Genomic DNA, 22440 nt, shown 5'->3' on the forward strand with positions numbered 1-22440 from the left:
ACTCAAGCCCCTGTTGGCGAATCGGTGCGTCCCGATTCGGTACAGCGCTCAGTAGCCTGATTCGGTTCCCGTTTCATCCTCTGCCGGAACACGCGCATCGGGTGTCGCGACATCGACGGTCCGCGTGGCGCCGGCGACGGGTTCGGGATCGCGGTCCCAATCCCACACGCGGCCCTTCACGCGCTCGTAATTGACCGCGGGATCGTAAAGCACGCCCTCGTCGAGAAAGCCGAGATCGCGTGCTTCGGCGCGGCCCATCGCGGCCAGCAGGCTGAAGCCCGCCACATACGCGTTGCGGCGCGCCGTCACCAGCTGCGCCTGCGCGCTTAGCAGTTCCTGCTCGGCATTGAGCACATCGAGAATCTGGCGGCTGCCGATCGAGTTTTCCGCGCGCACGCCTTCGAGGCTGAGATCGGCAGCTTCTACCGCGATCTGGCTGCTTTCGATCACCGCAAGCGACGCCTGCCAGCTCGACCATGCCGCGCGCACCTGGGCAATCGCTTCGCGTTCGGCGGCAATGACTTGCTCAAGCGCGGCAGTCTCGCGCGCCTGGGCCTGCCGTTGCCGCGCGGCGGGAAGCCCGCCCTGAAAGATCGGGATGCTCAGGTTGACCCCTGCATTGGCGGTGGTTTCGTCCTGACGGGTACCCACCGAGCCACGGTTCAGCGTGTCGAAGTAATCGGTGTAGGTGGCCCCGGCGAACAGCGAGACGCGTGGCAAGCGTCCCGCGCCCGCCACCTCGGTGTCGAACCCGGCGGCAGCGGCGCGTTCCTTCGCGGCAAGCAGGTCGGGATTGTTGGCCAGCGCCGCATCCACGGCTGTGGCAACATCGGTCGGCAGGTTGGGCAGCGGCGGCGGTGCCTGCAGATCGTCGGGCGCATCGCCCACCAACCGGATGTAGGTTTCACGGGCATTGATCAGGTTCGCCTGCGCATTGCGCAGATCGCCCTGCGCCAGCGCCAGCCGCGATTGCGACTGGGCGACGTCGGTGCGGGTGAGATCGCCGATCTCGAAACGATCGCTGGTCGCCTCGAGATTGACCGTCAGGAATTCGACCTGGTTTGCGGTCAGTCCGACCAGCGCCTGCGTGCGCAGCACATCCATATAGGCGGCGACGACCTGGCTGAAAATCGCGCTCTCGGTTGCGCGAACATCGTTCTGTCCCGCCGCGACGCGCTCTTCCGCAGCCTTGACCGAGTTCCTGATCGCTCCTCCGGCATAGACGGGAACAGTCAGTTCGGGGCCGATCTGGAGAGTCCGGTCCGGCGAAGTGAAGCTATTGGGCGACTTCTTGATGAACTCGATATAGGTGCCCGACGCATTCACGCTGGGGATGCCCGGGGCTTCCTGGATCTGGACGTTTTCGTCATTCGCCCGCTGGTTAGCGCGCGCGGCGAGCAGCGTGGGATTGTACAGATAGGCATTGGTCAGCGCCTCCTGCAGCGTATCGGCCTGCGCCGGAACCGCGAGAGCCAGCGCGCTTGCGCCCGCTCCAAGAACCCAGAACTGTGCTACCCCTCCGCGACGCATTCAGAAACTCCAGCTTTGCGGCCGGTCGAATGCACCAAGCCGCGGGATACCCATTTCGGCAAGCGGGATCAGCGCCAGCGCGGTCCCCGACTTGCGGCCGGTGGCGAGGCGGGTGACACCGCGCTCGACCAAACCCGTTACGATCCGTCCGCCCTCGGCGACCAGCTTGGCCAGCGTGGCGGGCGCGTGTTCGATGGCCCCGTCGACCAGCACCAGCGTGTAATCCCCGCGCTTGCCGCCATTGGCCGCCTTCTCGGGTGTGACGGTGTCGAGCTTGCCGACCAGCGGTTCGACCAGCGCGGGCAGATAGCCGCTCCCGCCATCGACCACCAATACGCGGTCGTCTGCAGTGGGCCGGGCCTCGGCGAGCATGGCGCCATGGAACAGCGGGGCGGGCAGGAACCCGCCGCTCTCGAGCCGGATGGCACGATCCATATAGGCGATCGACTTGGCGCCGTCGGGGACGAAATCCTCGCGCGCGAGGCTGGACATGCGCTCGAGCACGAAGGTGTCGTTGACACCACTGGTGCGGAGCTGGCTGTCGATCATCGCCTTGCGGGCGGCCGTGTAGTCGGGGCGGGTGGTGGTCAGGGTCATGGTCATTTCCGCGAGCTGTATTACATCAATAACACGCTTATGCAAGCTCCGGTTGCCTTAGGCGTATGGCCTCTCAGGGCCAAGCGCTTTGACCGATGGCGGCAAACCTGACTATCGGGGAGCGCAAATCTGCAACATGGGAATTTGCGGCGATGAGCGACATGACCGTCATCAGTGAAAGCGACCTGATCGAGAGCGTTGCCGACGCGCTCCAATATATCTCCTATTACCATCCGATGGATTATATCCGCGCGCTGGGCGAAGCCTACGAGGCCGAGCAGGGCCCCGCGGCGAAGGATGCGATCGCGCAGATCCTCACCAACAGCCGGATGTGCGCCGAGGGGCACCGCCCGCTGTGCCAGGACACGGGGATCGTAAACGTCTTCGTCAAATGGGGCATGAACTGCCGGCTCGACAGCACGCGGTCGCTGCAGGAGGTCGTCGATGAGGGGGTACGCCGCGCCTACAATCACCCCGACAACAAGCTGCGCGCCTCGATCCTCGCCGATCCCGCCTTCACCCGCCGCAACACGCGCGACAACACGCCCTGTGTCCTGTCGGTCGAGATGGTGCCCGGTAGTACGATTGATATCGACGTCGCCGCCAAGGGTGGGGGCAGCGAGAACAAATCCAAGTTCAAGATGATGAACCCGAGCGACAATATCGTCGACTGGGTGCTCGAACAGATTCCCTCGATGGGTGCGGGCTGGTGCCCGCCGGGAATGCTCGGCATCGGCATCGGCGGCACTGCGGAGCATTGCGTGAAGCTGGCCAAACTCAGCCTGATGGACCCGATCGACATGGGCCAGCTCAAGATACGCGGTGCGCAGACCGATATCGAGCAATTGCGCATCGATATCTTCGACGCGGTAAATGCCATGGGAGTCGGCGCGCAGGGCCTTGGCGGGCTCTCCACCGTGCTCGACGTGAAAATTCTCGACGCACCCTGCCATGCAGCGGGCAAGCCGGTCGCGATGATCCCCAATTGCGCCGCCACGCGCCATGCGCATTTCACGCTTGATGGTTCGGGCCCGGCCTATCTCGAGCCGCCCAAGCTCGACCATTATCCGCAAGTGACCTGGCAGCCCGACAGCGCCGCCCGGCGCGTCGATCTCGACGCGCTGACGCCTGCGGAAGTCGAGAGCTGGAACCATGGCGACCGCCTGCTGCTGTCGGGCAAGATGCTGACCGGCCGCGATGCGGCACACAAACGCATCAAGGATATGCTGGATGCAGGCGAGGAGCTGCCGGTCGAGTTCAAGGGGCGGGCGATCTATTACGTCGGCCCGGTCGATCCGGTGATGGGCGAAGTCGTCGGCCCCGCCGGCCCGACCACCGCCACGCGGATGGACAAGTTTACCGACATGATGCTCGACCTCGGCCTGTTGGCCATGATCGGCAAGGCCGAGCGCGGCCATGACGCGGTCGAGGTGATCAGCCGGTTCAAGGTCGCCTATCTGATGGCCACCGGCGGCGCGGCCTATCTCGTCAGCCGCGCAATCAAGGGCGCGGAAGTGGTAGCGTTCGAGGATCTGGGGATGGAAGCGATCTATGAGTTCGAGGTCCAGGACATGCCGGTGACGGTCGCGGTCGATGCGGCAGGCAACAATGTCCACACGCTCGCGCCTGCCGAATGGCGACGGCGGATTGCGGCTGGCGATCTCGAACCTGCCGAGTAACAGCCTGCTCGACCAACCGCAGAGCCTGTTCGACCGCCGCGCTGGCATTTGCGGACGCGAGGGGGCACATCGCAAACCGTGTCAATCGATGAACGCCAGATGAATCCCCACAGCGAGCGCCTGTCCGGCAAGGTCGTCCTCGCCTCCATGGTGGGGGTCTGGCTGTGCTATTTCCTCCTGATCACCTTGCGCGGCGTGGTCGTCGGGCTCGAGTTCCAGGATGAGCTGCTGTGGCGGCGCGCATTGGTGTGCGTTGTCGGCGTGGCCATGACCGGGCTTCTCTGGCTCGTCCTGCGGGTGGTCGAGAACCGCTCGCTCGGCATCAAGATCGCGGTCACGCTGGTTGTCGCGATGCCCGGTGCGATCATGATCGCGCAAGCGAACCGCTGGATATTCAGCTCGATCGAAGCCAGGGTCGAGGAGCAGATGGGCAAGGAGCGCGGTATCGCCCTGCGCCGCGACGATGCCGGCAATCTCCTGATCGACCTGCCCCGCACGAAGATGGGCGAAGATGTCGAGCAGGCCGAAGAGGCGGTTCCGCAAAGCGTGCTCATCTCGCCTGCCCCGACTGCACTCGACCAGTGGAAGATGACCTTCGACTTCGCGATCGGACGCTATTTCATCCTGCTGGCCTGGGCGTCGCTGTTTCTTGCTCTGCTGGCCGGTGCGCAGGCGCGCGCAGCCGAACGGCGCGGCGAACGCTTCCGCACGGCGGCCAAGGCGGCGGAACTGCGATCGCTGCGCTATCAGGTCAATCCGCACTTCCTGTTCAACACGCTCAATTCGCTGTCGGCGCTGGTGATGACCGGCAAGGCGGACCGGGCCGAACAGATGATCCAGACGATCTCGCGCTTCTATCGCCACAGCTTGGCGGACCATCCGACCGGCGACGTCAGCCTCGAGGACGAAATCGACCTGCAGGAGCACTATCTGGCAATCGAAGCCGTGCGTTTCCCCGAACGGCTGAGGATAAAGGTCGATTTGCCGCCCGAATTGGCCAGATATCAGGTGCCGGGGATGATCCTCCAGCCGCTGGTCGAGAATTCGGTCAAATATGGCGTATCCGCTTCGCGCAAGCCGGTAACAATCACAATTACCGCGCGCGAGGAATATGGCCGCCTGGTCCTGACCGTGAGCGACGATGGACCCGGCACTGCGGGCGAACACGGCTTCGGCATCGGTCTTGCCAATGTCCGCGACCGGCTTGAAGCGCGCTTCGGCAATAGCGCGACGATTGTATCGGGGCCCGCACTTACCGGCTATGAGACCGAATTGAGACTACCGATGGTGAAACATGGCTGAGGAAGTGGGCGAAACGCTCAAGACCCTGATCGTCGATGACGAACCGCTGGCGGTGGAACGGATGCAGGTCATCTGTTCGAAAATTCCCCAATTGCAGGTCGTCGGGACAGCGAGCGACGGAGCGCAGGCGTTGCGCCTGGTCGATGCGTTGCAGCCCGATCTGATCCTGCTCGACATGACCATGCCCGAAGTGGACGGTATTTCGGTGGCCAAGTCGCTGGCGCAAAAGGCGGAACGCCCGGCGGTCGTCTTCGTCACCGCACATGACAATTACGCGGTCGAGGCCTTCGATCTCGATGCGGTCGATTACGTGCTCAAGCCGGTCAAACCGGAACGGCTGGAACGTGCGGTGTCGCGCGCGATCGCCCGGCGCGGTGACGGCGAAGCGTCCGAGAGCGCGTGGCTCGAGGAATTGTGGATCCCGCATCGCTCCGAACTCATCCGCATCGCCACCTCCGAAGTTGGCCAGATCGATGCCGAGCGCGATTATGTCCGCCTGCACGTCGGCTCAGATGACGCAGCGCGGACCTATTTGTTGCTGCAGACCATCGCCGGGCTCGAAAAGCGGCTGGATCCGTCGCGGTTCATCCGCATCCACCGCTCGACGATCCTGCGCAAGGATCGCATCACCGGCTTGCGGCACGACGGGCTTGGCGTGTGGTCGGTCGAACTCGAGGATGGCGAGGCGCTGCGCATCGGGCGGACCTACCTGCCCAAGGTCAAGGCGATGGCGGGCCGCTAGAGCCCCTTCACATTCAAAAACGCATAAAAAAGACCCCGACCGGGGGACTGCAACCGGCCGGGGTCCGAAGTCGGGCAGGCTGATGTATCAGCCGCCCATGGCCTGTTCGTCGACACGGGCCGCGACTTGCTCGCCTGCCTGTGCCTTGGCCATTTCGTAACATTTGCGCGCGGCGCGGTCGGGCAGGCGGGTGCCCGTGCGCGCTGCGCCATAGCCGCAGACTTCGCGTGCGACGCGATCGATGCGCTGCGACAACTCCTTCTGGCCGGCGACGGTGTTGAGGTTGAGATCGCTGTAGGTCACATTGACATTTTCGGCCTGCGCGGCGGTTGCGGTGAGCGCGAGGCCGGCGGCGGCGAGCGTGGCAAGGGTCTTGTTCATAGTTCCATCTCCAGGTTTGCGGCGGACCCCGATCAATTGAGGAGGAGAGGCCCGCCGCACCAACTGTATTACATGGCTACATCTGTAATCACACGCGAGCTTCGACGGATGGCGACGGCAATGGACGGGTGCTGCAAAACGACCGACCAATGGCATTTGGCAATCGGCGGGCGACGGGCGTAGGACGCTCGTCTTATGCTGCTTGGCATCCTCTTCATCCTCGGGACGGCGAATTTCGCGGTCCACAAGGCGGTGCTCGATTCAAATCATCCATTGCTCGACACACTGCCGGCCGCTTTCCGCGCAGGAGGCGGACGTGTTTCGCTGGCGTTCGAGTTTTTCGTGCTGCTGACGGCGATGCTGCTGGTGGCGCACGATTGGCCCGCTGCAGCCTGGGGGTATGCGATCTACAGCCTGCTCAATGGCGCGACCGCATGGCTGCTGCTCAACGACCGCATCTGAGCATGGGAACCGCAGGCGCGATCCGGCGCTTGATCGACATGGCCCCGCTGAAATCATGGCTGATCGTCAATTCGCGCAGCGGCAGCAATAGCGAAGCCGCACTGGTCGCTCTCGAGCGCTCACTGGCTGCGTATGCCATGCCTACTGCAGAGACCATCGCATTTCCTGCCGAAGAGCTCCCTACCCGTACCGTACTGGAGAGCGCCGACGTTGCCCGTCTGATCGTCTTTACCGGAGACGGTACGCTGAACGCGGTAATCGAAGCGGTGGCTGGCTGGAGCGGCGAAGTGCTGGTCCTGCCGGGTGGGACGATGAACCTCCTGAGCGCGCGGCTTCACGGGCCCGATACCGATTACGACGCTATCCTCGAGCGGATCGCGCGCGGCGCTTTTCGGCCAGTCCGTCCGAAGATGGCCTGCTGTTCTGCAGGGCGGGCGCATGCCGGGGTTCTGGTTGGCCCCGGGACCGCTTGGGCGGAGGTGCGCGAAGCGATGCGTGATTTCGATGTCGCGGGCCTTGCGCAGGGCACCAGCGAAGCACTCGCCGAGACCACTGGCGGGTCGCGCGTCAAGATGGTCGAACCGGCGATTGGCCATGACGACGGTTATCCGCTCATCGAACTGACCCCGAGCCACCGCGGGATTCAAGTCGATGGTTTTCGTATCGAAAGCGCTGGAGAATTCCTCCAGCAAAGCTGGGCGCTGTTGCGGCGCAGCTTCCGCAAAGGACCGCATGAGCGGCTTGGCCTGCTCGACCGGCTGGTGATCGAGAACTGCGCGGGCGAACCGATCGAAGTGCTAATCGATGGCGAGCCAGCCAAGCTGGGATCGCGCGCCGAATTCACGGTGGAAGACTGCCCCGTCGATCTGCTAGCGACCGCGCATGGCTTCTGACATGCGCCGGATATTCCATCTTTCCGACATCCACTTCGGGCTCGAGAACAACCGCGCACTCGATTGGGTGAAGCAGGAAATCGCCGAGAAGCGCCCCGACGCGGTGGCGATTACCGGCGACCTCACCATGCGCGCCCGGCACCGTGAATTCGCGGCTGCGACGCATTGGATCAATGCGCTCGATGCCCCTGTCACGGTGGAGGTCGGCAATCACGACCTGCCCTATTTTAACCTGATCGAACGCTTCTTCGAGCCGTACAAGCGGTTTCACGGGATGAAGGAGAAGGTCGAAAAGGAACTCGACCTTGGCGCGCTGGCGATCGTCCCGCTCAAGACAGCCGTAAGAATGCAGCCGCGCCTCAACTGGTCGAAGGGCTGGGTGAGCCAACGCTCGCTCGAGCGCTGCCTATCGGCCCTCGATGCGCTACCTGAAGGAACGCGCGCGCTGGTCGCCGTTCACCACCCCCTCCGCGAAGTCGGCACGCAGGGGACCGCGCTGACCAAGCATGGTGACCGCGCGCTGCGCGAACTCGCCAAGCGCAAGGTCGAGGGCGTTCTGTCGGGCCATGTCCATGATGCTTTCGATATCATGGAGGACACCAGCGAGGGCCCGGTGCGGATGATCGGTGCGGGCACGCTGTCGCAGCGCACACGCTCGACCCCGCCCAGCTTCAACGAGATCACCTGGGACGGGGTGCAGCTGACCGTCTGCGTGCGCAATCTTCAGCATGTCGAGACATCCGACATGCAAATCGACGACGTGCCCGAAAACGCACTGCCTCCGCGCGGACCCGGAGAAGCCGTCGCGCCCGTGCGCCAGATTCCGCGCACCGATCCCCCGGTGCGTTAACCAGCCCCGCTAAGCAGTTTCGGCACCGGCGCGACAATGATCTCGCCCTATCTTTCCGGCGATTGACGGAAGGAGACAGTGTGATGGAACTCGTAAAGGCCATGCCTTTGGGCGCGATCCTTACCTTCGTCGTGGCGCTGACGATCGGGTCTCAAGGGTCGAGGGGCGGGCAGCTCCAGATCTTCCGCGCCGAGATCTACCAGTTCGACGTGTGGTGGTCCTGGCCGTTGTTCCTCGGCGGCACCGCGCTGGCGTGGGGCATCATGCTGCTTCAGCGCTAACGACGCTACAAACGAAGAAGGGCGGCTCCTCGCGGAACCGCCCCCTTGGTGATCTGATAGATCTTCTGGCGCTTAACGCTTCGAGAACTGGAAGCTACGGCGGGCCTTGGCGCGGCCGTACTTCTTACGCTCGACCACACGACTGTCGCGGGTCAGGAAGCCGGCGGCCTTGACCGTGCTGCGCAGGGTCGGCTCGTACTTGGCAAGCGCCTGCGATATGCCATGCTTGACTGCACCGGCCTGGCCCGACAGGCCGCCGCCGCGCACGGTGGCGACAACGTCGTACTGTTCCTGGCGCTCGGTGATGGCGAAGGGCTGGTCGATGATCAGGCGCAGCGTCGGACGCGCGAAATACACTTCCTGGTCCTTGCCGTTGACCGTGACCTTGCCGCTGCCGGGCTTGAGCCAGACGCGCGCAGTGGCGTCCTTGCGGCGACCGGTGGCGTAGGCACGGCCTTGCTTGTCGAGCTCCTGCTCGCGCAGCGGAACCTGTGCGGTTTCGGCGATCTGGGCTGCGTCGCCCTCGGGCGCGTCACCGGCGATGTCCTTCAGATCGGCGAGATCCGAGACGGTTTCGTTCTTGGTTTCGTCGACCATTATGCGACAACCTTGTTCTTGCGGTTCATCGAGGCAACGTCGAGCTTTTCGGGCTTCTGGCCGTCATAGGGATGCTCGGTGCCGGCGAATACGTGCAGCGCGCGCATCTGCGCACGACCCAGCGGGCCACGCGGGATCATGCGCTCGACAGCCTTTTCGAGCACGCGCTCGGGAAACTTGCCTTCCAGCACCTTGGCCGGAGTGGTTTCCTTGATGCCGCCGGGGTGGCCGGTGTGCTTGTAATAGATCTTGTCGTTAAGCTTCTTGCCGGTGAACTTCACCTTGTCCGCATTGATCACGACGACGTGGTCGCCGCAATCGACATGCGGGGTGTAGCTCGGCTTGTGCTTGCCGCGCAGGTGGTTGGCGATGATCGCCGCGACACGGCCGACAACGAGATTCTCGGCGTCGATGATGTGCCACTTCTTTTCGACCTCGGCCGGCTTGATCGACCGGGTGGTCTTCGTAAGAGCCTTCATGGCTGGTTTCCGTTCCTAGTGTTCGTGCCATGCCCGTGGGGGCATCGGCGCCAATCGGCGAATCCATGCGAATGAACCCGCGAAGCGCGCGGCAAATGGCGCCGGATCGCCTGTCAGTCAAGCGTTTCTGCGCATCTTGCGTGGGGTAAAATGCAACCACAACATATTTCAAGCAAACGAAAGCCGCCAGGTTTCGCGCGAAAGCCGCACATCTTCGGCGATGCGGGTAGTGATCCGGCGTTCGAACCGCTCCAGCAGTCCGCCCGTCGTCGCGCTGGCCTCAAGTTCGACTGCAAACTCACCCATAAGCCCGCCGGGCAGCGGCAGCTCCCGGGAATCGCGGGCTTCACCGGTCACGGGAAAGAACAGATCCGGCGGGATAGTGCCGATGATCGTTCCGGCAGTCTTCGCAAGCTCAGCGAGATAGCGCTTCGCTTCCTGCATCTCGGCGGCGGACTTGCCCGATCGCTCGAGCACCTCGATCGCTGCCTGCACTGCGGCTGCGGTGCCCTCGGTACTCGTGGGCTGGCTCCCGATCATCCGTCCGCCTGTATCCAGATGCGCCGGGAAAGGGCCCGGCGAGCGGCGCGCGCGCTCGACTGCGGCAATGGGCTCGAGCACTGCAGGCGCATCGACCGTACAGGATACCTGTTCGCCGGTGACGCGGGTGTGCCCGGCGATGGTCTCGAACCGCCCCTCCCACTCGCGGGTGACGAGCAGAGACGCACCGCGGGCCAGGCCGCGTTCCAGCTCCCGGCGTAGCAGGAACGGGCGGGTCGGGATGCTTATGGCTTCCCCGGCCCATGCGGCGGCCGCCGGGTAGCCGAGCGAAGGCAGGATTGCTGCCATACCGATAAGCTTCAGAACGCCGCGCCTGTCGCTAGCCTTCATAACCGCTACCCCCCAGTGCCCCCGTTATTGCGGGGCCGGTATCGGTGTGCAAGCTCGCGATACGTGCAAGACCGGTCGTCTCAAGGTCATAGGCGATAGATCAAGCCGTATGGGTATGTCGCCCCAGCACATGCGCACCCCATGCGAAGCTGGCGACCAGCAATGCCCCGACGATCTGGTGCGCAACGGCCACCCACAATGCGACGCCCGTCCAGACGGTCGCGATCCCGAGGATGATCTGCGTTCCGAAGGCCGAGTGAATTGCTACCGAAGCGCGGCGGAGGAGCGGTTTGACCCTGCGAGCCATAACGATCAACGCAGCCACTGCCGCCCAGGCCCACCAGCGGTGCAGGAAGTGGATCAGATAGGGGTCGTGGGTCATGGCGCGGAAAAAGCCGTTACTTGCGTCATATTCGGGCACCAGCCGCCCCTGCATCAATGGCCAGCTATCCGAGGCGAGGCCCGCATTGAGACCCGCGACCCATGCGCCGAGTAGAAGCTGGACAAAGAGGATTGCGCCCACCCAGCTCGCGGTGGCGGTCCAGCGCGCGGGCCCGCCGGCGCCGGCCGCCAGGCGCCGCAGGTCGAGCGCCGTCCAGACCAGCCCGCCAAGCGTGACCAGCGCGGTCAACAAATGGATCGAAAGCCAGAAATGGCTGACATCGGTCATCGTCCCGGCGAGGCCGCTGCGGACCATGAACCAACCGAAAACCCCTTGCAGCCCGCCAAGCGCGAGCAGCGCAACCAGCCGCCATTTGTAACCCTGTGGGATCGCCCCGCGGATCCAGAACCAAGCCAGTGGCAGCGCGAAGGCCAGCCCGATCAGCCGCCCAAGCAGGCGGTGAAACCATTCCCAGAAAAAAATGAATTTGAACGCCGCGAGGTCCATCCCCGCGGGGCCGGTCACGTTGCGATATTCGCCGGTCGCCTGGTAGAGCTCAAATTCTGCTTGCCATGCGCTGGCCGACAACGGGGGGATGGCGCCGGTGATGGGTTTCCACTGGGTAATCGACAACCCGCTTTCGGTCAGCCGGGTGATACCGCCTACGGCCACCATCACCACGACCATGACAGCGACGATCATCAGCCAGTTGGCCAACGCGATCGGCCGCGCCTGCTTGCTCTTCTCGGACATGGCATTGTCTGTGGTTTGCAGCCGCGGCTGGCGCAAGTGCAAATCGGGCAAGCGGCAACCCGGTTGCCGCAACGGACGAGATGCGGCGGCCGTCCGCCGGTTTTGCTTGCAAGAAGATACACCATAACATATCGGGCCTCCCATGTTGCAACGTGCCATCTCGCCGATTCGTCGGAGGCTCGACCGGGCAGGGATCCTGCTCTCGGGTGCATGTGCGGTCCACTGCCTGCTTTCGATTGTCCTGGTCTCAGGCCTTGGCCTTGGCGGGGAGCTGTTCCTTTCGCCCGATATTCACCGTGTGGGGCTGCTCATCGCCACGCTCATCGCAGGCGTCGCGATCGGTTGGGGTGCCTTGCGTCACCGCGTTGCAGCCCCCTTCGTGGTCGCGATGACCGGCCTGACCTTCATGGGCGCGGCGCTGGCCGTGCCGCATGGCGTGAAGGAAGCAGTGTTGACCATCATCGGGGTCGCGCTGGTGTCGCTGGGTCACATACTCAACCTGCGCCATGTGCATTCCGCCGCTTGCAAGGAGCGCGCGGGCGACTAAGTCGGGCGTATGATTGCCCTGACCGTCAATGGCGAGACCCGCCGTACTGCCGCCGCGACCATCGCCGATCTCGTGCGCGAACTCGACCTCGACCCGGCGAAGGTCGCAGTCGAGCATAATGGCACCATCGCCCCGCGCAGCGAACTTGACCAGCATCCCATCAGCGATGGCGACACGCTGGAAATCGTCCATTTCGTCGGCGGCGGCCAGGATGACGACAGCTGGACGGTTGCCGGGCGGACCTTCCGCAGCCGGCTGATCGTCGGCACCGGCAAGTACCGCGATTTTGAACAGAACGCGGCGGCGCTCGAAGCCTCGGGCGCGGAAATCGTCACCGTGGCGGTGCGCCGGGTCAATGTCAGCGATCCCAACGCGCCGATGCTGACCGACTTCATCGATCCCAAGAAAGTCACCTATCTGCCCAATACGGCGGGCTGCTTCACCGCAGACGAGGCAATCCGCACGCTGCGGCTGGCACGCGAAGCGGGGGGCTGGGATCTCGTCAAGCTGGAGGTGCTCGGCGAAGCGCGCACGCTCTATCCCGATATGCGCGAGACGTTGGTGGCGACCGAGACGCTGGCCAAGGAAGGTTTCCTGCCGATGGTCTATTGCGTCGACGATCCGATTGCGGCCAAGCAGCTCGAAGATGCGGGCGCGGTCGCAGTCATGCCGCTGGGCGCGCCGATCGGCTCGGGGCTCGGCATCCAGAACCGCGTCACGATTCGGCTGATCAAGGAAGGTGCCAGCGTGCCAGTACTGGTCGATGCCGGAGTCGGCACCGCTTCGGATGCCGCTGTCGCGATGGAACTGGGCTGCGACGGAGTATTGATGAACACTGCAATCGCCGAGGCCAGGGACCCGCTCCGCATGGCGCGCGCGATGAAGCTGGCGGTCGAAGCCGGGCGCGATGCCTATCTCGCCGGGCGTATGGGGACGCGTAAATATGCCGACCCCAGCAGCCCGCTTGCCGGGCTGATCTAACGCAGGTCCGAGTCCCGGGGGTTGCTTCGGGGTGCAGAGAAAATATTAACCATCTTCGGAGATAGTCGGCCTCGTAACAGGGGAGTGCCGATTATGGCCGTTACGGGTACCGCATCGCTGACCATTGCCGAAATGCGCGAATTCGCCGGACTTACCGCCGCCGAGCAGCGTTATATCCGTCGCAGTCTCGATATCGGGCTGGGACGCTGCGATGCCTTTCGCGTCTGGGGGCGCAACCCAGGCGAGAATGCCGCGATCCGCAGCCAGTATGTCGCCTATCAAGAGCTCAAGGCGCTGCGCCTGTCGATCCCCGAACAATCGGGCTTCGATAGCGTGGAGGGCTTCGTCGGCAAGCTGACGCGCGTTGCCGCTTTCGATCTGGCGCAGGAGCGGATCGACAGCTTTTCCGCCTTTCGCTTCCTCTATGAACGGCTGATCTCCGCCGCCGCACGGCCCTGGCTGCCCAGCGCCTTTTGCGCTGCCGCCGCCTTGCCGCAAATCCGCCCCGATCGCCGCAAGATGCTGCTCCAGAGCCTGAGCGAAGCCGCTGCAACCGCGCCGGGCTGGAGCGACCGCGCACCAAGCTTCTTCCCGGAGTTTATCGAGGAAGCGGTCGCCTAGGTGCTCTTCACGCCACCGCTATAGTCTGCGGTTCTGGCCTGATTGCTAGCTGCGATACAGCTTCGCCAAGTGGTCGCCATAGCGATCCCTGATCTTGTGCCGGCGGATTTTCATCGAGGGGGTCATTTCCTCGTTCTCGATCGTGAACGGTTCATCGGCAAAGGCGAACTGGCGCACCTTTTCGACCACCGACAGATCCTTGTTCACCCGGTCGATCGCGGCGCGCACCGCGTTGCGGTATTCGGGCAGTTCCTGCAGCTGCTTGCAGTCGAATTGCTTGCCCTGCGCGCGGCACCATTCAAGCGTCCATTCGGCGTCGGGCACGATCAAGCCGACGATATAGGGTTTGCGGTCGCCCGCCACCATCGCCTGGCCGATCTCGGGTTGCAGCGTCAGCATCCCTTCGACTTTCTGCGGGGCGATATTGTCGCCCTTGTCGTTGACGATCATGTCCTTCTTGCGGTCGGTGATGACGATCCGGTCCTGGTCGTCGAGATGACCGATGTCGCCGGTATGCAGCCAACCGTCCTGGATCGTGCGCTGGGTCTCGCTTTCGTTCTGCCAATAGCCATGCATGACGAGTTCGCCGCGCACGAGCACTTCACCATCGTCGGCGATCTTCAGTTCGACCCCGCGCATTGCCGGACCGACCGAATGCATTGCGATGCCCGCTGCCGGGCGGTTGCAGCTGATCACGGGGCCGGCCTCGGTCTGCCCGTAGCCCTGCAACATGGTCAGCCCCATCGCCTCGAAGAAGATGCCGACTTCGGGGTTGAGCGGCGCACCGCCCGATACCATCGCCTTGATCCTGCCGCCGAACCGCTGGCGGATTTTCGGCCGCAGCAGGCGGGCTACCGCCAGGTCCTTGAGCTTGTCGCCGAACTTGGGCTGGCCCGCGGCGCGGCGTTCGCCGACTTCCAGCGCGGTGTTCATCAGCTTCTCGGCAAGGCCGCCCTGCTTTTGCACCTGCTTCATGATCCGCGTGCGCAGCACTTCGAACAGCCGCGGGACCACGACCATGATGGTGGGCCGCGTTTCCTCGATATTGCTGGCGAGCTTTTCGAGGCCTTCCGAATAATAGATCTGCGCGCCGACGCTGATCGGCAGGAATTGCCCGCCAGTGTGCTCATAGGCATGGCTGAGCGGCAGGAAGGACAGGAACCGCTCGTCCTGCACGATGCCGAAATCCTCGATCAGGATTTCCGCCGCGCCTGCCGCATTGCACAGGATCGCACCATGGTGCTGCAGCACCCCACGCGGGGCCCCGCCGGTGCCGCTGGTATAGATGATGCACGCCGTATCGCCGCGCCCGACCTTCGCCATCCGCTCGGTCACCGCCTTGCGCGCTGCCACCGCATCGCCCTCGAGCATCTTGTCCCACATATGGAAGGTGAAGCTGCCCGATTGCTGGCGATGGAGATCGTCGATGCCGATGACGTGCTCGGCGACGCCCGAGGCCTGCAAGGCGCCATGCAGCGGGCGGAGCAGCTTCTCGGTTGATACGACGACGGCCTTCGCGCCCGAATTGTCGAGGATATGGACGTGATCGCGCTCGGTATTGGTGATGTAGGCCGGCACGGTAATGCAGCCTGCAGCCATCACCGCGAGGTCGGCGATGCACCATTCGGGCCGGTTCTCGGACACGAGGCACACGCGGTCGCCATCTCTTAAGCCCAGTCCGCGCAAATTCTCCGCAAGCAGGCAGACCCGCTCGGCGGTTTCACGCCAGCTGATCGTCTGCCAACTGCCATCCTTCTTCGCCCCGAGGAAGGGCAATTCGCCCTTCTCGTCCGCGCGTTTGAGGAAGAGTTCGACGAGATTGTTGGCGGAATCGATGTCCGACAGCACGGCAGGCTCCTCAGCGTCTTTGTTCTTGTTGTAACCCAATTCTTGTCGAGGACTAGGCTGCCTCCCGCCACACGGCAAGCGCCCCGGTCGGGTCACGGTATCTCGATCTGTCCGGCAAGGCGCGGATCGCGCGCGCTGTCCCAGCCGGAGGCGCTGCGCAGGACTGCGCCGCCCTTGACCGGTGCCTCGCGGACCAGCACGTCGGTATGTCCCAGCGCCTTGAAGGCCGCCGCCTGCTCTTCGAGCCAGGTATCCTTCTCGAGCAGGAGGCGGTCGCCAAAGGCCATGATGAAGGGGAGACCGAGGATCTCTTCCGCCGTCAGGCCGAAATCGATCGCCCCGATGATGCTGCGCGCGGTCTGTACCGGGATAGTGCTGCCGCCTGCTGCGCCGACCGCGAGGAAGGGCTGGCCCGCGGGATCCCAGACCACCACCGGCGCCATCGAGCTGCGCGGGCGCTTGCCCCCTTCGACCCGGTTCGCGACCAGCGTGCCGTCGACATTTGGCGAGCGGCTGAAGTCGGTCAGCTCGTTATTGAGGAAAAAGCCGCCTGCCATCAGGCCGGACCCGAAGGCCCCCTCGATGGTCGAGGTGTAGCTGATCATGGTGCGCTCGGCATCGACCACGGCGAAATGCGAGGTGCCGTGTTCCTCGGGCTCGTTACCATCGGCCAGCGCGTTCGGAGCGCCAGCAGGAACGCCCGCGGCGACTTCGGAAAGCGTGCTGCCCTCCCCGATCAGCGCGCTGCGCGTGGCGAGATAGCCGGGCTCGACCAGCCCCGCGACCGGCACCGAAACGTAGTCGCTATCCGCCAGATAAAGCTCGCGATCGGCATAGGCGAGCCGCTGCGATTCGACGAACAGATGCCAGGTGACGGGGTTGCGCAGGCCAAGCTCGGCCAGGTCGAACCGCTCGAGCTGGCCGAGCATCTGCACCACCGCGACGCCGCCCGACGTGGGTGGGCCCATCGTGCACACGCGATAGGCGCGATAGGTGCCGCACACGGCGTCGCGCAGCTTGGCGTCGTAGCCGGTGATGTCCGTGTAGGTCATCGCCCTTTCGCGCGGCGTGTCCGCCGCCACGGTCGTGGCGATTTCGCGTGCCAGGGCCCCGGTGTAAAAGGCGGAAGGTCCTGCGGCGGCGATGGTTTCGAAGGTTTGTGCCAACCGCTCGTTGGTTACCCGCGTGCCGATAGGTAACGGATTGCCCTGCGCATCGAAGAACAGCGCCCGTGCCTCGGCAGTATGGGCCGAGCGGTCTCTTGCGCTTTCGAGCATGCCGTTGAGGCGCGCATTCATGTCGAAGCCGTCGCGGGCAAGGCGGATGGCGGGTTCGAACAGCTCCGCCCAGTCGAGTGTGCCATGCGCGGCATGTGCCTTGGCCGCCAGCGCGATGCTGCCCGGCACGCCCACTGAAAGCCCGCTGCGCACCGATTCGCCGCGCGGGGGAAGTGTGCCGTCTTCGTTGAGGAACCATTCGGGCGTGGCGTCTGCCGGGGCGGTTTCGCGGCCGTCGAACGTGCCTACCGTGCCATCGGCGGCTCCCCGGACCATGAAGCCGCCGCCGCCGATGCCCGAGCTTTGCGGTTCGACCACGGTCAGCGCCAGCATCACCGCAATCGCGGCATCGGTCGCGCTGCCGCCACGCGCGAGCATGGCTTCGCCTGCCGCTTGCGCGCGCGGGTCCGCTGCCGAGACCGCGCCGGCAAAGGCGGGAGCCGGTTCGGCAGGTGCCGTAGCGAGGGGTGGGGCGGCGGAACAGCCAGCAAGCGTAAGTGCCAGCAGCGAAGCGGAAATGACCTTGTTCATCGCCGCGACGCTATTCGCTTCCGACCGCTTCGGCAATCGAAGCGAAGCCATCGCGCCGCATAAGCTCTTCGAGCCCGCGCAGGATCCGCCGCGGCAGGCCCGGCCCGCCATAGACCATCGCGCTGTAGAGCTGGACCAGGCTCGCGCCTGCCCGGATGCGCGCCCACGCGTCCTCCGCGTTGGCGATCCCGCCGACACCGACCAGCGGAATTGCCCCGCCGGTCGCCGTGCGGAAGTCGCGCAAGCGCTGTTGGGCGAGGTCACGCAAGGGCGCGCCCGACAATCCGCCGGCCTCGCCTGCGTGGCGCGATGCAAGCGCTGGCCGGGAAATGGTCGTATTCGAGACGATCAGCGCACCCAGCTTCCGCTCGAGTGCAATCCGCGAAATCGCGTCGATATCCGCCGGTTCGAGATCGGGTGCGACCTTGAGAAACACCGGCGGGCCGCCCGTGCCGCGCGCCTCGATGACCGCGTCGAGCAGCCCCGCAAGCGCGCTCTCGTCCTGCAGGGCGCGCAGGCCGGGTGTGTTCGGGCTGGAGATATTGACCGCGAGATAGGAAGCCAGCGGCGCCATGATCCGCGTCATCGCGACATAATCGGCAATGCGGTCCTCGCTGTCCTTGTTGGCACCCACATTGATTCCGACGATGCCCGCACGGCCTGCGCGGCGCTGCAACCGGTCTCGTGCTACCTCGGCACCGCCATTGTTGAAGCCCATCCGGTTGATGACGGCGCGATCCTCCACGAGGCGGAACAGGCGCGGCTTGGGATTGCCCGCCTGCGGGCGCGGGGTGATCGAGCCGACCTCGGCAAAGCCGAAACCCAGGCCGAGCAATTGATCCGGCACCTCGGCATCCTTGTCGAAGCCCGCCGCCATGCCGAGCGGATTGGGAAAGGTCAGCCCCGCGACATCGATCGCCAGCGGACCAGCCTGCGCCGCGCGCATCCGCGGCGCGAGCGCCAGCGCCTTGACTGTCAAGCGATGGGCGCGTTCGGGGTCGAGCGCGAAGAGGGCGGGGCGGGCCAGATCGAACAGCATGCCGCCCGCCATGCCGTGTCGCCCACGCGCTGTCGAGCCGCGAACCGCCCATCCGGCAAACCTGCGTTCGCGCGGAAAACGAAGAAAAAATCCTGCCAGCCGACGGGCTGTCGCTTGCATACAATCAATTGATACAGACTCGGCGTACCACCCTCTTGCGACCCGAAGGGCTCGGAGCGATTTTGCAACGAGTTCTCGACTTCAAAGGGGGGGACCTTGAGGGGTCGCCCCCTTTTTTTCTGTCCGCGCGCGCCCGCTCGCCGAATATTTGTTCGAGGCAGCATTGCGATCATGGTAAATTTGGCGTATTTTTACAATTCTTTGGGCGAAGTAGGGACGGAACAGGGGTTTGTCGGGTCTGCCAGGTGACGATGTGTCACACTCTTTCGAATTTGTAGCGGCGCCGGCGGATCTCGCGCCCTATCTCAACTCGCTCTATATCTGGCGCAGTCCGGATGACCGGCTGGACGATGTCCTGCCCGCCTATTCGGGCCAGATGGTCGTCTTCGGGCGCGGCGTGGGCCGGATGCAGTTCGATGCCGGCGAAGTCTCCGAAACCAGCGATGCTTTCTTCCTTGCCCCGCTGTGCCAGGCGCGCAATTTCAGCGTCAGCGGACCGGCGACCCTGTTCGGCGTTTCGCTGAATTTCCGCGGCTGGGCGGCGCTGTCGGGCCTGTCGGTGCACGATTATCACGATTGTTTCCTGCAGCCCGAAATGCTCCTCGATGATTCGCCCGCGCAGGCCTTTGCCGCACTGGGTGAGCGCTGGCGCGCAGGCGAGCTGGGGGATCGCGAATTGCTCGATGCGATGACCGATGTCGTCCGGCGCGGGCTGTCGAAACTCCCCGAACAGCACCTGACGGTGATCGACCGGACGCTCGAATGGCTGTCGAGCTCGTTCAAGCCCGAACTCGAAGAGCTGTACGAACAGCTGCCCTATTCGAAACGCCAGGCACAGCGGCTGGTGGCGCAATTCTTCGGCCAGTCGCCCGTCCGGCTGGTGCGCCGCTACCGCGCGGTGCGCGCCGCCACCTTGCTGGCGATGCCGCAACTCCCCGAAGAGATCGAAGCCGAGATCCGCGAGGCGTTTTACGACCAGGCGCATCTTATCAAGGAAATCCGCTTCTTCACGGGCCGCACCCCCAAGCGGCTCCAGCCGGCGGCGGGTTCGCCGATCAACGACATGCTCGGGCCCGATGGCTACGGCTCGGTCAATCTGTTCGGCTCGGGCGAAGCGGAACAGCTCGGTCGCAGCCCGCTCCACGACGCCTGAATGCTAACGACTCGCAATTAGGCCTTTCCCGTTGAAATGAGGGCGCTTGGCTCCTAATTGGCCAATCGGAACGAATTGGTCCGATTTAACTATGCGCCTATCAAACCTTGCTGATTATGCCGTCGTCGCCATGTGCGCCGCATCGCGCCATTGCGGCGGGGGCAAGACGAGCGCGGCCGAACTGGCGGCGGAAACCGGCCTCCCGGTGCCCACGGTACAGAAGCTGGTGAGCAAGCTGTCGGCGGCGGGTCTGCTGCGGTCGAGCCGCGGCGCCGGTGGCGGCCTGCAGCTCGCGCGTCCGGCAGCGGCGATCACCGTCGCGGATATCGTCGAGGCCGTTGAAGGACCAATCGCGCTGACCGCCTGCGTCGAAGGCGTCCAGTGTTCGGTCGAGCATGACTGCTCGGTCAAACCGCACTGGCCGGTCGTGAACGAAGCGGTGCGCGGCGCGCTGGCGGCGATTCCGCTGACCCAGCTGGCACGGACAAGAGAGATTGCATGAGCGAAGAATTGGACATCCAGGACCGCGAAGCGCGCGAAGCTGCCGAAAAGGCCGCCGATTACGAGCATGGCTGGTCTTCGGACATCGAGACCGAATTCGCCGAGAAGGGCCTGACCGAGAACACGGTGCGCTTCATCAGCGCCAAGAAGGGCGAGCCCGAATGGATGCTCGACTGGCGCCTCAAGGCTTTCCGCCTGTGGCAGGACATGGTCGAACCCGATTGGGCCAAGCTCGGCTACCCGGCGATCGATTACCAGGACGCCTACTACTACGCGGCGCCGAAGAAGAAGGTCGAACTGGATTCGCTCGATGAACTCGACCCCGAGATCAAGCGCGTTTACGACAAGCTCGGCATCCCGCTCGGGGAGCAGGAAGTGCTGGCCGGCGTGAAGGGCGCGAAGAAGGTTGCCGTCGATGCCGTGTTCGACAGTGTCAGCGTTGCCACCAGCTTCCGCGAGGAGCTGAAGCGCGCAGGCGTTATCTTCCTGTCGATCAGCGAGGCGATTCGCGAATATCCCGACATGGTGCGCAAATGGCTCGGCAAGATCGTCCCGCAGCATGACAATTACTTTGCCACGCTGAACAGCGCGGTCTTTTCGGACGGCACCTTCGTCTATGTGCCCGAAGGCGTGCGCTGCCCGATGGAGCTCAGCACCTATTTCCGCATCAATGCGGAGAACACCGGCCAGTTCGAACGCACGCTGATCGTTGCCGAAAAGGGTAGCTACGTCAGCTATCTCGAAGGCTGCACCGCGCCGATGCGCGACGAGAACCAGCTCCACGCCGCCGTGGTCGAACTGGTCGCGCTCGAAGACGCCGAGATCAAATATTCGACCGTGCAGAACTGGTATCCCGGTAATGCCGAGGGCGTCGGCGGGATCTACAACTTCGTCACCAAGCGCGGATTGTGCCAGGGCGCGCGCAGCAAGATCAGCTGGACGCAGGTCGAAACCGGCAGCGCGGTGACGTGGAAATACCCCAGCTGCGTGCTCAATGGCGAAGACAGCGTGGGCGAGTTCTACTCGGTCGCGGTGACCAACAATTACCAGCAGGCCGATACCGGCACCAAGATGATCCACAACGGCAAGGGCAGCCGCTCGACAATCATTTCCAAGGGCATTTCGGCGGGTAAGTCGAACAACACCTATCGCGGTATGGTGCGCGTGGCGGCCAATGCCGACGGCGTACGCAACCGCACCGAATGCGACAGCCTGCTGATCGGCGACCGGAGCGGGGCGCACACCGTGCCCTATATCGAGGTGAAGAACCCTAGCGCGCAGATCGAGCACGAGGCGACCACCAGCAAGATCAGCGACGACCAGATGTTCTACGCGCAGCAGCGCGGGCTCGACGACGAAGAAGCGATGGCGCTGATCGTCAACGGCTTCGCCAAGGACGTGCTCAAGGAACTGCCGATGGAGTTTGCCGTGGAAGCGCAAAAGCTGCTGGCGATCTCGCTCGAAGGGAGCGTGGGGTGACCGACCGCAAGACCCTCCAGATCCGCACGCCTTCGGCGGACGATGCCGCTCCCGCGCTCAAGAAGAAGGGCCGCGGGTGGGAAATCTCCGAGAAGCGGCTCGATAAGATCCACGAACATGCGCGCCATTTGCGGCGGCATGCGACACCGGCGCACAAGGCGCTCGCCGCGCGTTTCGCCAAGGAAGACTTCGGCAAGTTCAAATTCACCCGCCACACCGTGGTCGGCTCGGCGATCCTCGATTTCGTGTCGCACCCGCTCGGGCTGGCAGTCGCGATCGACGAGGAAGGCCAGAACGACACGCTGGCCAAGCGGCGCGACAAGAGCCTCGCTGCGGTCGGCATGGAAGTGCTGCGGCTGCCTGCGGCGATGATCCTCGACGATGTCGAAGCGGCGATGCAGCCGATCTTCGCCGCGATGAACGCGCGCTACCGCGACAAGGAAAGCGCGCGCCGCGAACACCAATCGAAATACGGCCCGACGCCCCGGCGCACCCGCCCGGCCCGTCGCGACGACAGGAAGTAA

At 64.4% G+C, this 22440-nt stretch carries 24 protein-coding genes; 14 read left to right on the top strand and 10 right to left on the bottom strand.

The window, feature by feature from the left end; all coding sequences use genetic code 11:
• Positions 1 to 48: 48 nt before the first annotated feature.
• Together N6L26_RS10990 and N6L26_RS10995 are read right to left on the bottom strand one after the other, a co-directional pair.
• Positions 49 to 1530 (bottom strand): TolC family outer membrane protein, encoded by a 1482-nt coding sequence (locus tag N6L26_RS10990; RefSeq protein WP_263605608.1) that lies wholly within the window; start codon positions 1528 to 1530, stop codon positions 49 to 51.
• Positions 1531 to 2127, bottom strand: coding sequence for a protein-L-isoaspartate O-methyltransferase family protein (locus N6L26_RS10995; RefSeq protein WP_263605609.1), 597 nt, complete (start codon positions 2125 to 2127; stop codon positions 1531 to 1533).
• 161 nt (positions 2128 to 2288) lie between these two features.
• Here N6L26_RS10995 and N6L26_RS11000 point away from each other — a divergent pair, with 161 nt between their 5' ends.
• From N6L26_RS11000 to N6L26_RS11010, 3 genes are all read left to right on the top strand, one after another.
• Positions 2289 to 3806, top strand: a complete 1518-nt coding sequence (locus tag N6L26_RS11000; RefSeq protein WP_263607300.1) for a fumarate hydratase — start codon at positions 2289 to 2291, stop codon at positions 3804 to 3806.
• Between the two features lie 99 nt (positions 3807 to 3905).
• Positions 3906 to 5108 carry a sensor histidine kinase gene (locus N6L26_RS11005; RefSeq protein WP_263605610.1) on the top strand — a complete coding sequence of 401 codons (1203 nt, stop codon included), beginning with the start codon at positions 3906 to 3908 and terminating at the stop codon, positions 5106 to 5108.
• Complete coding sequence (locus N6L26_RS11010; protein ID WP_263605611.1) at positions 5101 to 5850, top strand: LytR/AlgR family response regulator transcription factor; 750 nt, start codon at positions 5101 to 5103, stop codon at positions 5848 to 5850. Before N6L26_RS11005 ends, N6L26_RS11010 begins: the two co-directional genes overlap by 8 nt.
• Positions 5851 to 5937: 87 nt before the next feature.
• Here the strand turns inward: N6L26_RS11010 and N6L26_RS11015 are convergent, their stop codons facing one another.
• Entirely contained in the window at positions 5938 to 6231 is a 294-nt protein-coding gene (locus N6L26_RS11015; RefSeq protein WP_263605612.1) for a UrcA family protein, read from the bottom strand.
• Positions 6232 to 6426: 195 nt separating this feature from the next.
• Here N6L26_RS11015 and N6L26_RS11020 point away from each other — a divergent pair, with 195 nt between their 5' ends.
• The 4 genes from N6L26_RS11020 (at position 6427) to N6L26_RS11035 (ending at position 8717) form a co-directional block, all read left to right on the top strand.
• On the top strand, positions 6427 to 6693 hold the full coding sequence (locus N6L26_RS11020; protein WP_263605613.1) for a hypothetical protein: 267 nt from the start codon (positions 6427 to 6429) through the stop codon (positions 6691 to 6693).
• Positions 6694 to 6695: 2 nt separating this feature from the next.
• Positions 6696 to 7586 carry a diacylglycerol/lipid kinase family protein gene (locus tag N6L26_RS11025; RefSeq protein ID WP_263605614.1) on the top strand — a complete coding sequence of 297 codons (891 nt, stop codon included), beginning with the start codon at positions 6696 to 6698 and terminating at the stop codon, positions 7584 to 7586.
• Entirely contained in the window at positions 7576 to 8436 is an 861-nt protein-coding gene (locus tag N6L26_RS11030; RefSeq protein WP_263605615.1) for a metallophosphoesterase family protein, read from the top strand. Before N6L26_RS11025 ends, N6L26_RS11030 begins: the two co-directional genes overlap by 11 nt.
• 83 nt (positions 8437 to 8519) lie before the next feature.
• The gene (locus tag N6L26_RS11035; protein ID WP_263605616.1) at positions 8520 to 8717 is read left to right on the top strand and encodes a hypothetical protein; all 198 of its coding nucleotides are present in this window, start codon (positions 8520 to 8522) and stop codon (positions 8715 to 8717) included.
• 72 nt (positions 8718 to 8789) lie between these two features.
• On the opposite strand, the gene rpsI is transcribed toward N6L26_RS11035, so the two are convergent.
• From rpsI to N6L26_RS11055, 4 genes are all read right to left on the bottom strand, one after another.
• Positions 8790 to 9314, bottom strand: a complete 525-nt coding sequence (gene rpsI, locus N6L26_RS11040) for a 30S ribosomal protein S9 (protein WP_263605617.1) — start codon at positions 9312 to 9314, stop codon at positions 8790 to 8792.
• Positions 9314 to 9793, bottom strand: a complete 480-nt coding sequence (gene rplM / locus N6L26_RS11045) for a 50S ribosomal protein L13 (protein ID WP_263605618.1) — start codon at positions 9791 to 9793, stop codon at positions 9314 to 9316. Before rplM ends, rpsI begins: the two co-directional genes overlap by 1 nt.
• A 168-nt stretch (positions 9794 to 9961) precedes the next feature.
• The gene (locus tag N6L26_RS11050) at positions 9962 to 10642 is read right to left on the bottom strand and encodes a hypothetical protein (RefSeq protein ID WP_263605619.1); all 681 of its coding nucleotides are present in this window, start codon (positions 10640 to 10642) and stop codon (positions 9962 to 9964) included.
• A 142-nt stretch (positions 10643 to 10784) separates the two neighbouring features.
• Positions 10785 to 11819 carry a COX15/CtaA family protein gene (locus N6L26_RS11055; protein ID WP_263605620.1) on the bottom strand — a complete coding sequence of 345 codons (1035 nt, stop codon included), beginning with the start codon at positions 11817 to 11819 and terminating at the stop codon, positions 10785 to 10787.
• Positions 11820 to 11961: 142 nt separating this feature from the next.
• Between N6L26_RS11055 and N6L26_RS11060 the strand changes: the two genes are divergently transcribed.
• The 3 genes from N6L26_RS11060 (at position 11962) to N6L26_RS11075 (ending at position 13968) form a co-directional block, all read left to right on the top strand.
• A complete protein-coding gene (locus N6L26_RS11060; protein ID WP_263605621.1) occupies positions 11962 to 12366 on the top strand; it encodes a MerC domain-containing protein in 405 nt (134 codons plus the stop codon).
• A gap of 9 nt (positions 12367 to 12375) precedes the next feature.
• On the top strand, positions 12376 to 13347 hold the full coding sequence (thiS, locus tag N6L26_RS11070) for a sulfur carrier protein ThiS (protein WP_318173603.1): 972 nt from the start codon (positions 12376 to 12378) through the stop codon (positions 13345 to 13347).
• 93 nt (positions 13348 to 13440) lie between these two features.
• Positions 13441 to 13968, top strand: coding sequence for a hypothetical protein (locus tag N6L26_RS11075; RefSeq protein ID WP_263605622.1), 528 nt, complete (start codon positions 13441 to 13443; stop codon positions 13966 to 13968).
• Positions 13969 to 14013: 45 nt separating this feature from the next.
• On the opposite strand, the gene N6L26_RS11080 is transcribed toward N6L26_RS11075, so the two are convergent.
• The 3 genes from N6L26_RS11080 to N6L26_RS11090 form a co-directional block, all read right to left on the bottom strand.
• A complete protein-coding gene (locus tag N6L26_RS11080; protein ID WP_263605623.1) occupies positions 14014 to 15816 on the bottom strand; it encodes an AMP-dependent synthetase/ligase in 1803 nt (600 codons plus the stop codon).
• Positions 15817 to 15908: 92 nt separating this feature from the next.
• Entirely contained in the window at positions 15909 to 17675 is a 1767-nt protein-coding gene (ggt, locus tag N6L26_RS11085) for a gamma-glutamyltransferase (RefSeq protein ID WP_263605624.1), read from the bottom strand.
• A complete protein-coding gene (locus N6L26_RS11090) occupies positions 17635 to 18663 on the bottom strand; it encodes a quinone-dependent dihydroorotate dehydrogenase (protein WP_412071354.1) in 1029 nt (342 codons plus the stop codon). Before N6L26_RS11090 ends, ggt begins: the two co-directional genes overlap by 41 nt.
• 373 nt (positions 18664 to 19036) lie before the next feature.
• Between N6L26_RS11090 and N6L26_RS11095 the strand changes: the two genes are divergently transcribed.
• The 4 genes from N6L26_RS11095 to N6L26_RS11110 all read left to right on the top strand — a co-directional run bounded on the left by N6L26_RS11095 (position 19037) and on the right by N6L26_RS11110 (position 22440).
• Complete coding sequence (locus tag N6L26_RS11095) at positions 19037 to 19936, top strand: helix-turn-helix domain-containing protein (protein ID WP_263605626.1); 900 nt, start codon at positions 19037 to 19039, stop codon at positions 19934 to 19936.
• A 91-nt stretch (positions 19937 to 20027) separates the two neighbouring features.
• A complete protein-coding gene (locus N6L26_RS11100; protein ID WP_253521074.1) occupies positions 20028 to 20438 on the top strand; it encodes an SUF system Fe-S cluster assembly regulator in 411 nt (136 codons plus the stop codon).
• Positions 20435 to 21916, top strand: coding sequence for a Fe-S cluster assembly protein SufB (gene sufB / locus N6L26_RS11105; protein ID WP_263605627.1), 1482 nt, complete (start codon positions 20435 to 20437; stop codon positions 21914 to 21916). The genes N6L26_RS11100 and sufB overlap by 4 nt, the downstream gene beginning before the upstream one ends.
• Positions 21913 to 22440: a DUF559 domain-containing protein gene (locus N6L26_RS11110; RefSeq protein ID WP_263605628.1), complete on the top strand. Its 528-nt coding sequence runs from the start codon at positions 21913 to 21915 to the stop codon at positions 22438 to 22440. Before sufB ends, N6L26_RS11110 begins: the two co-directional genes overlap by 4 nt.

It is taken from the genome of Qipengyuania sp. SS22 (genome assembly GCF_025736935.1).
GTDB lineage: Bacteria > Pseudomonadota > Alphaproteobacteria > Sphingomonadales > Sphingomonadaceae > Qipengyuania.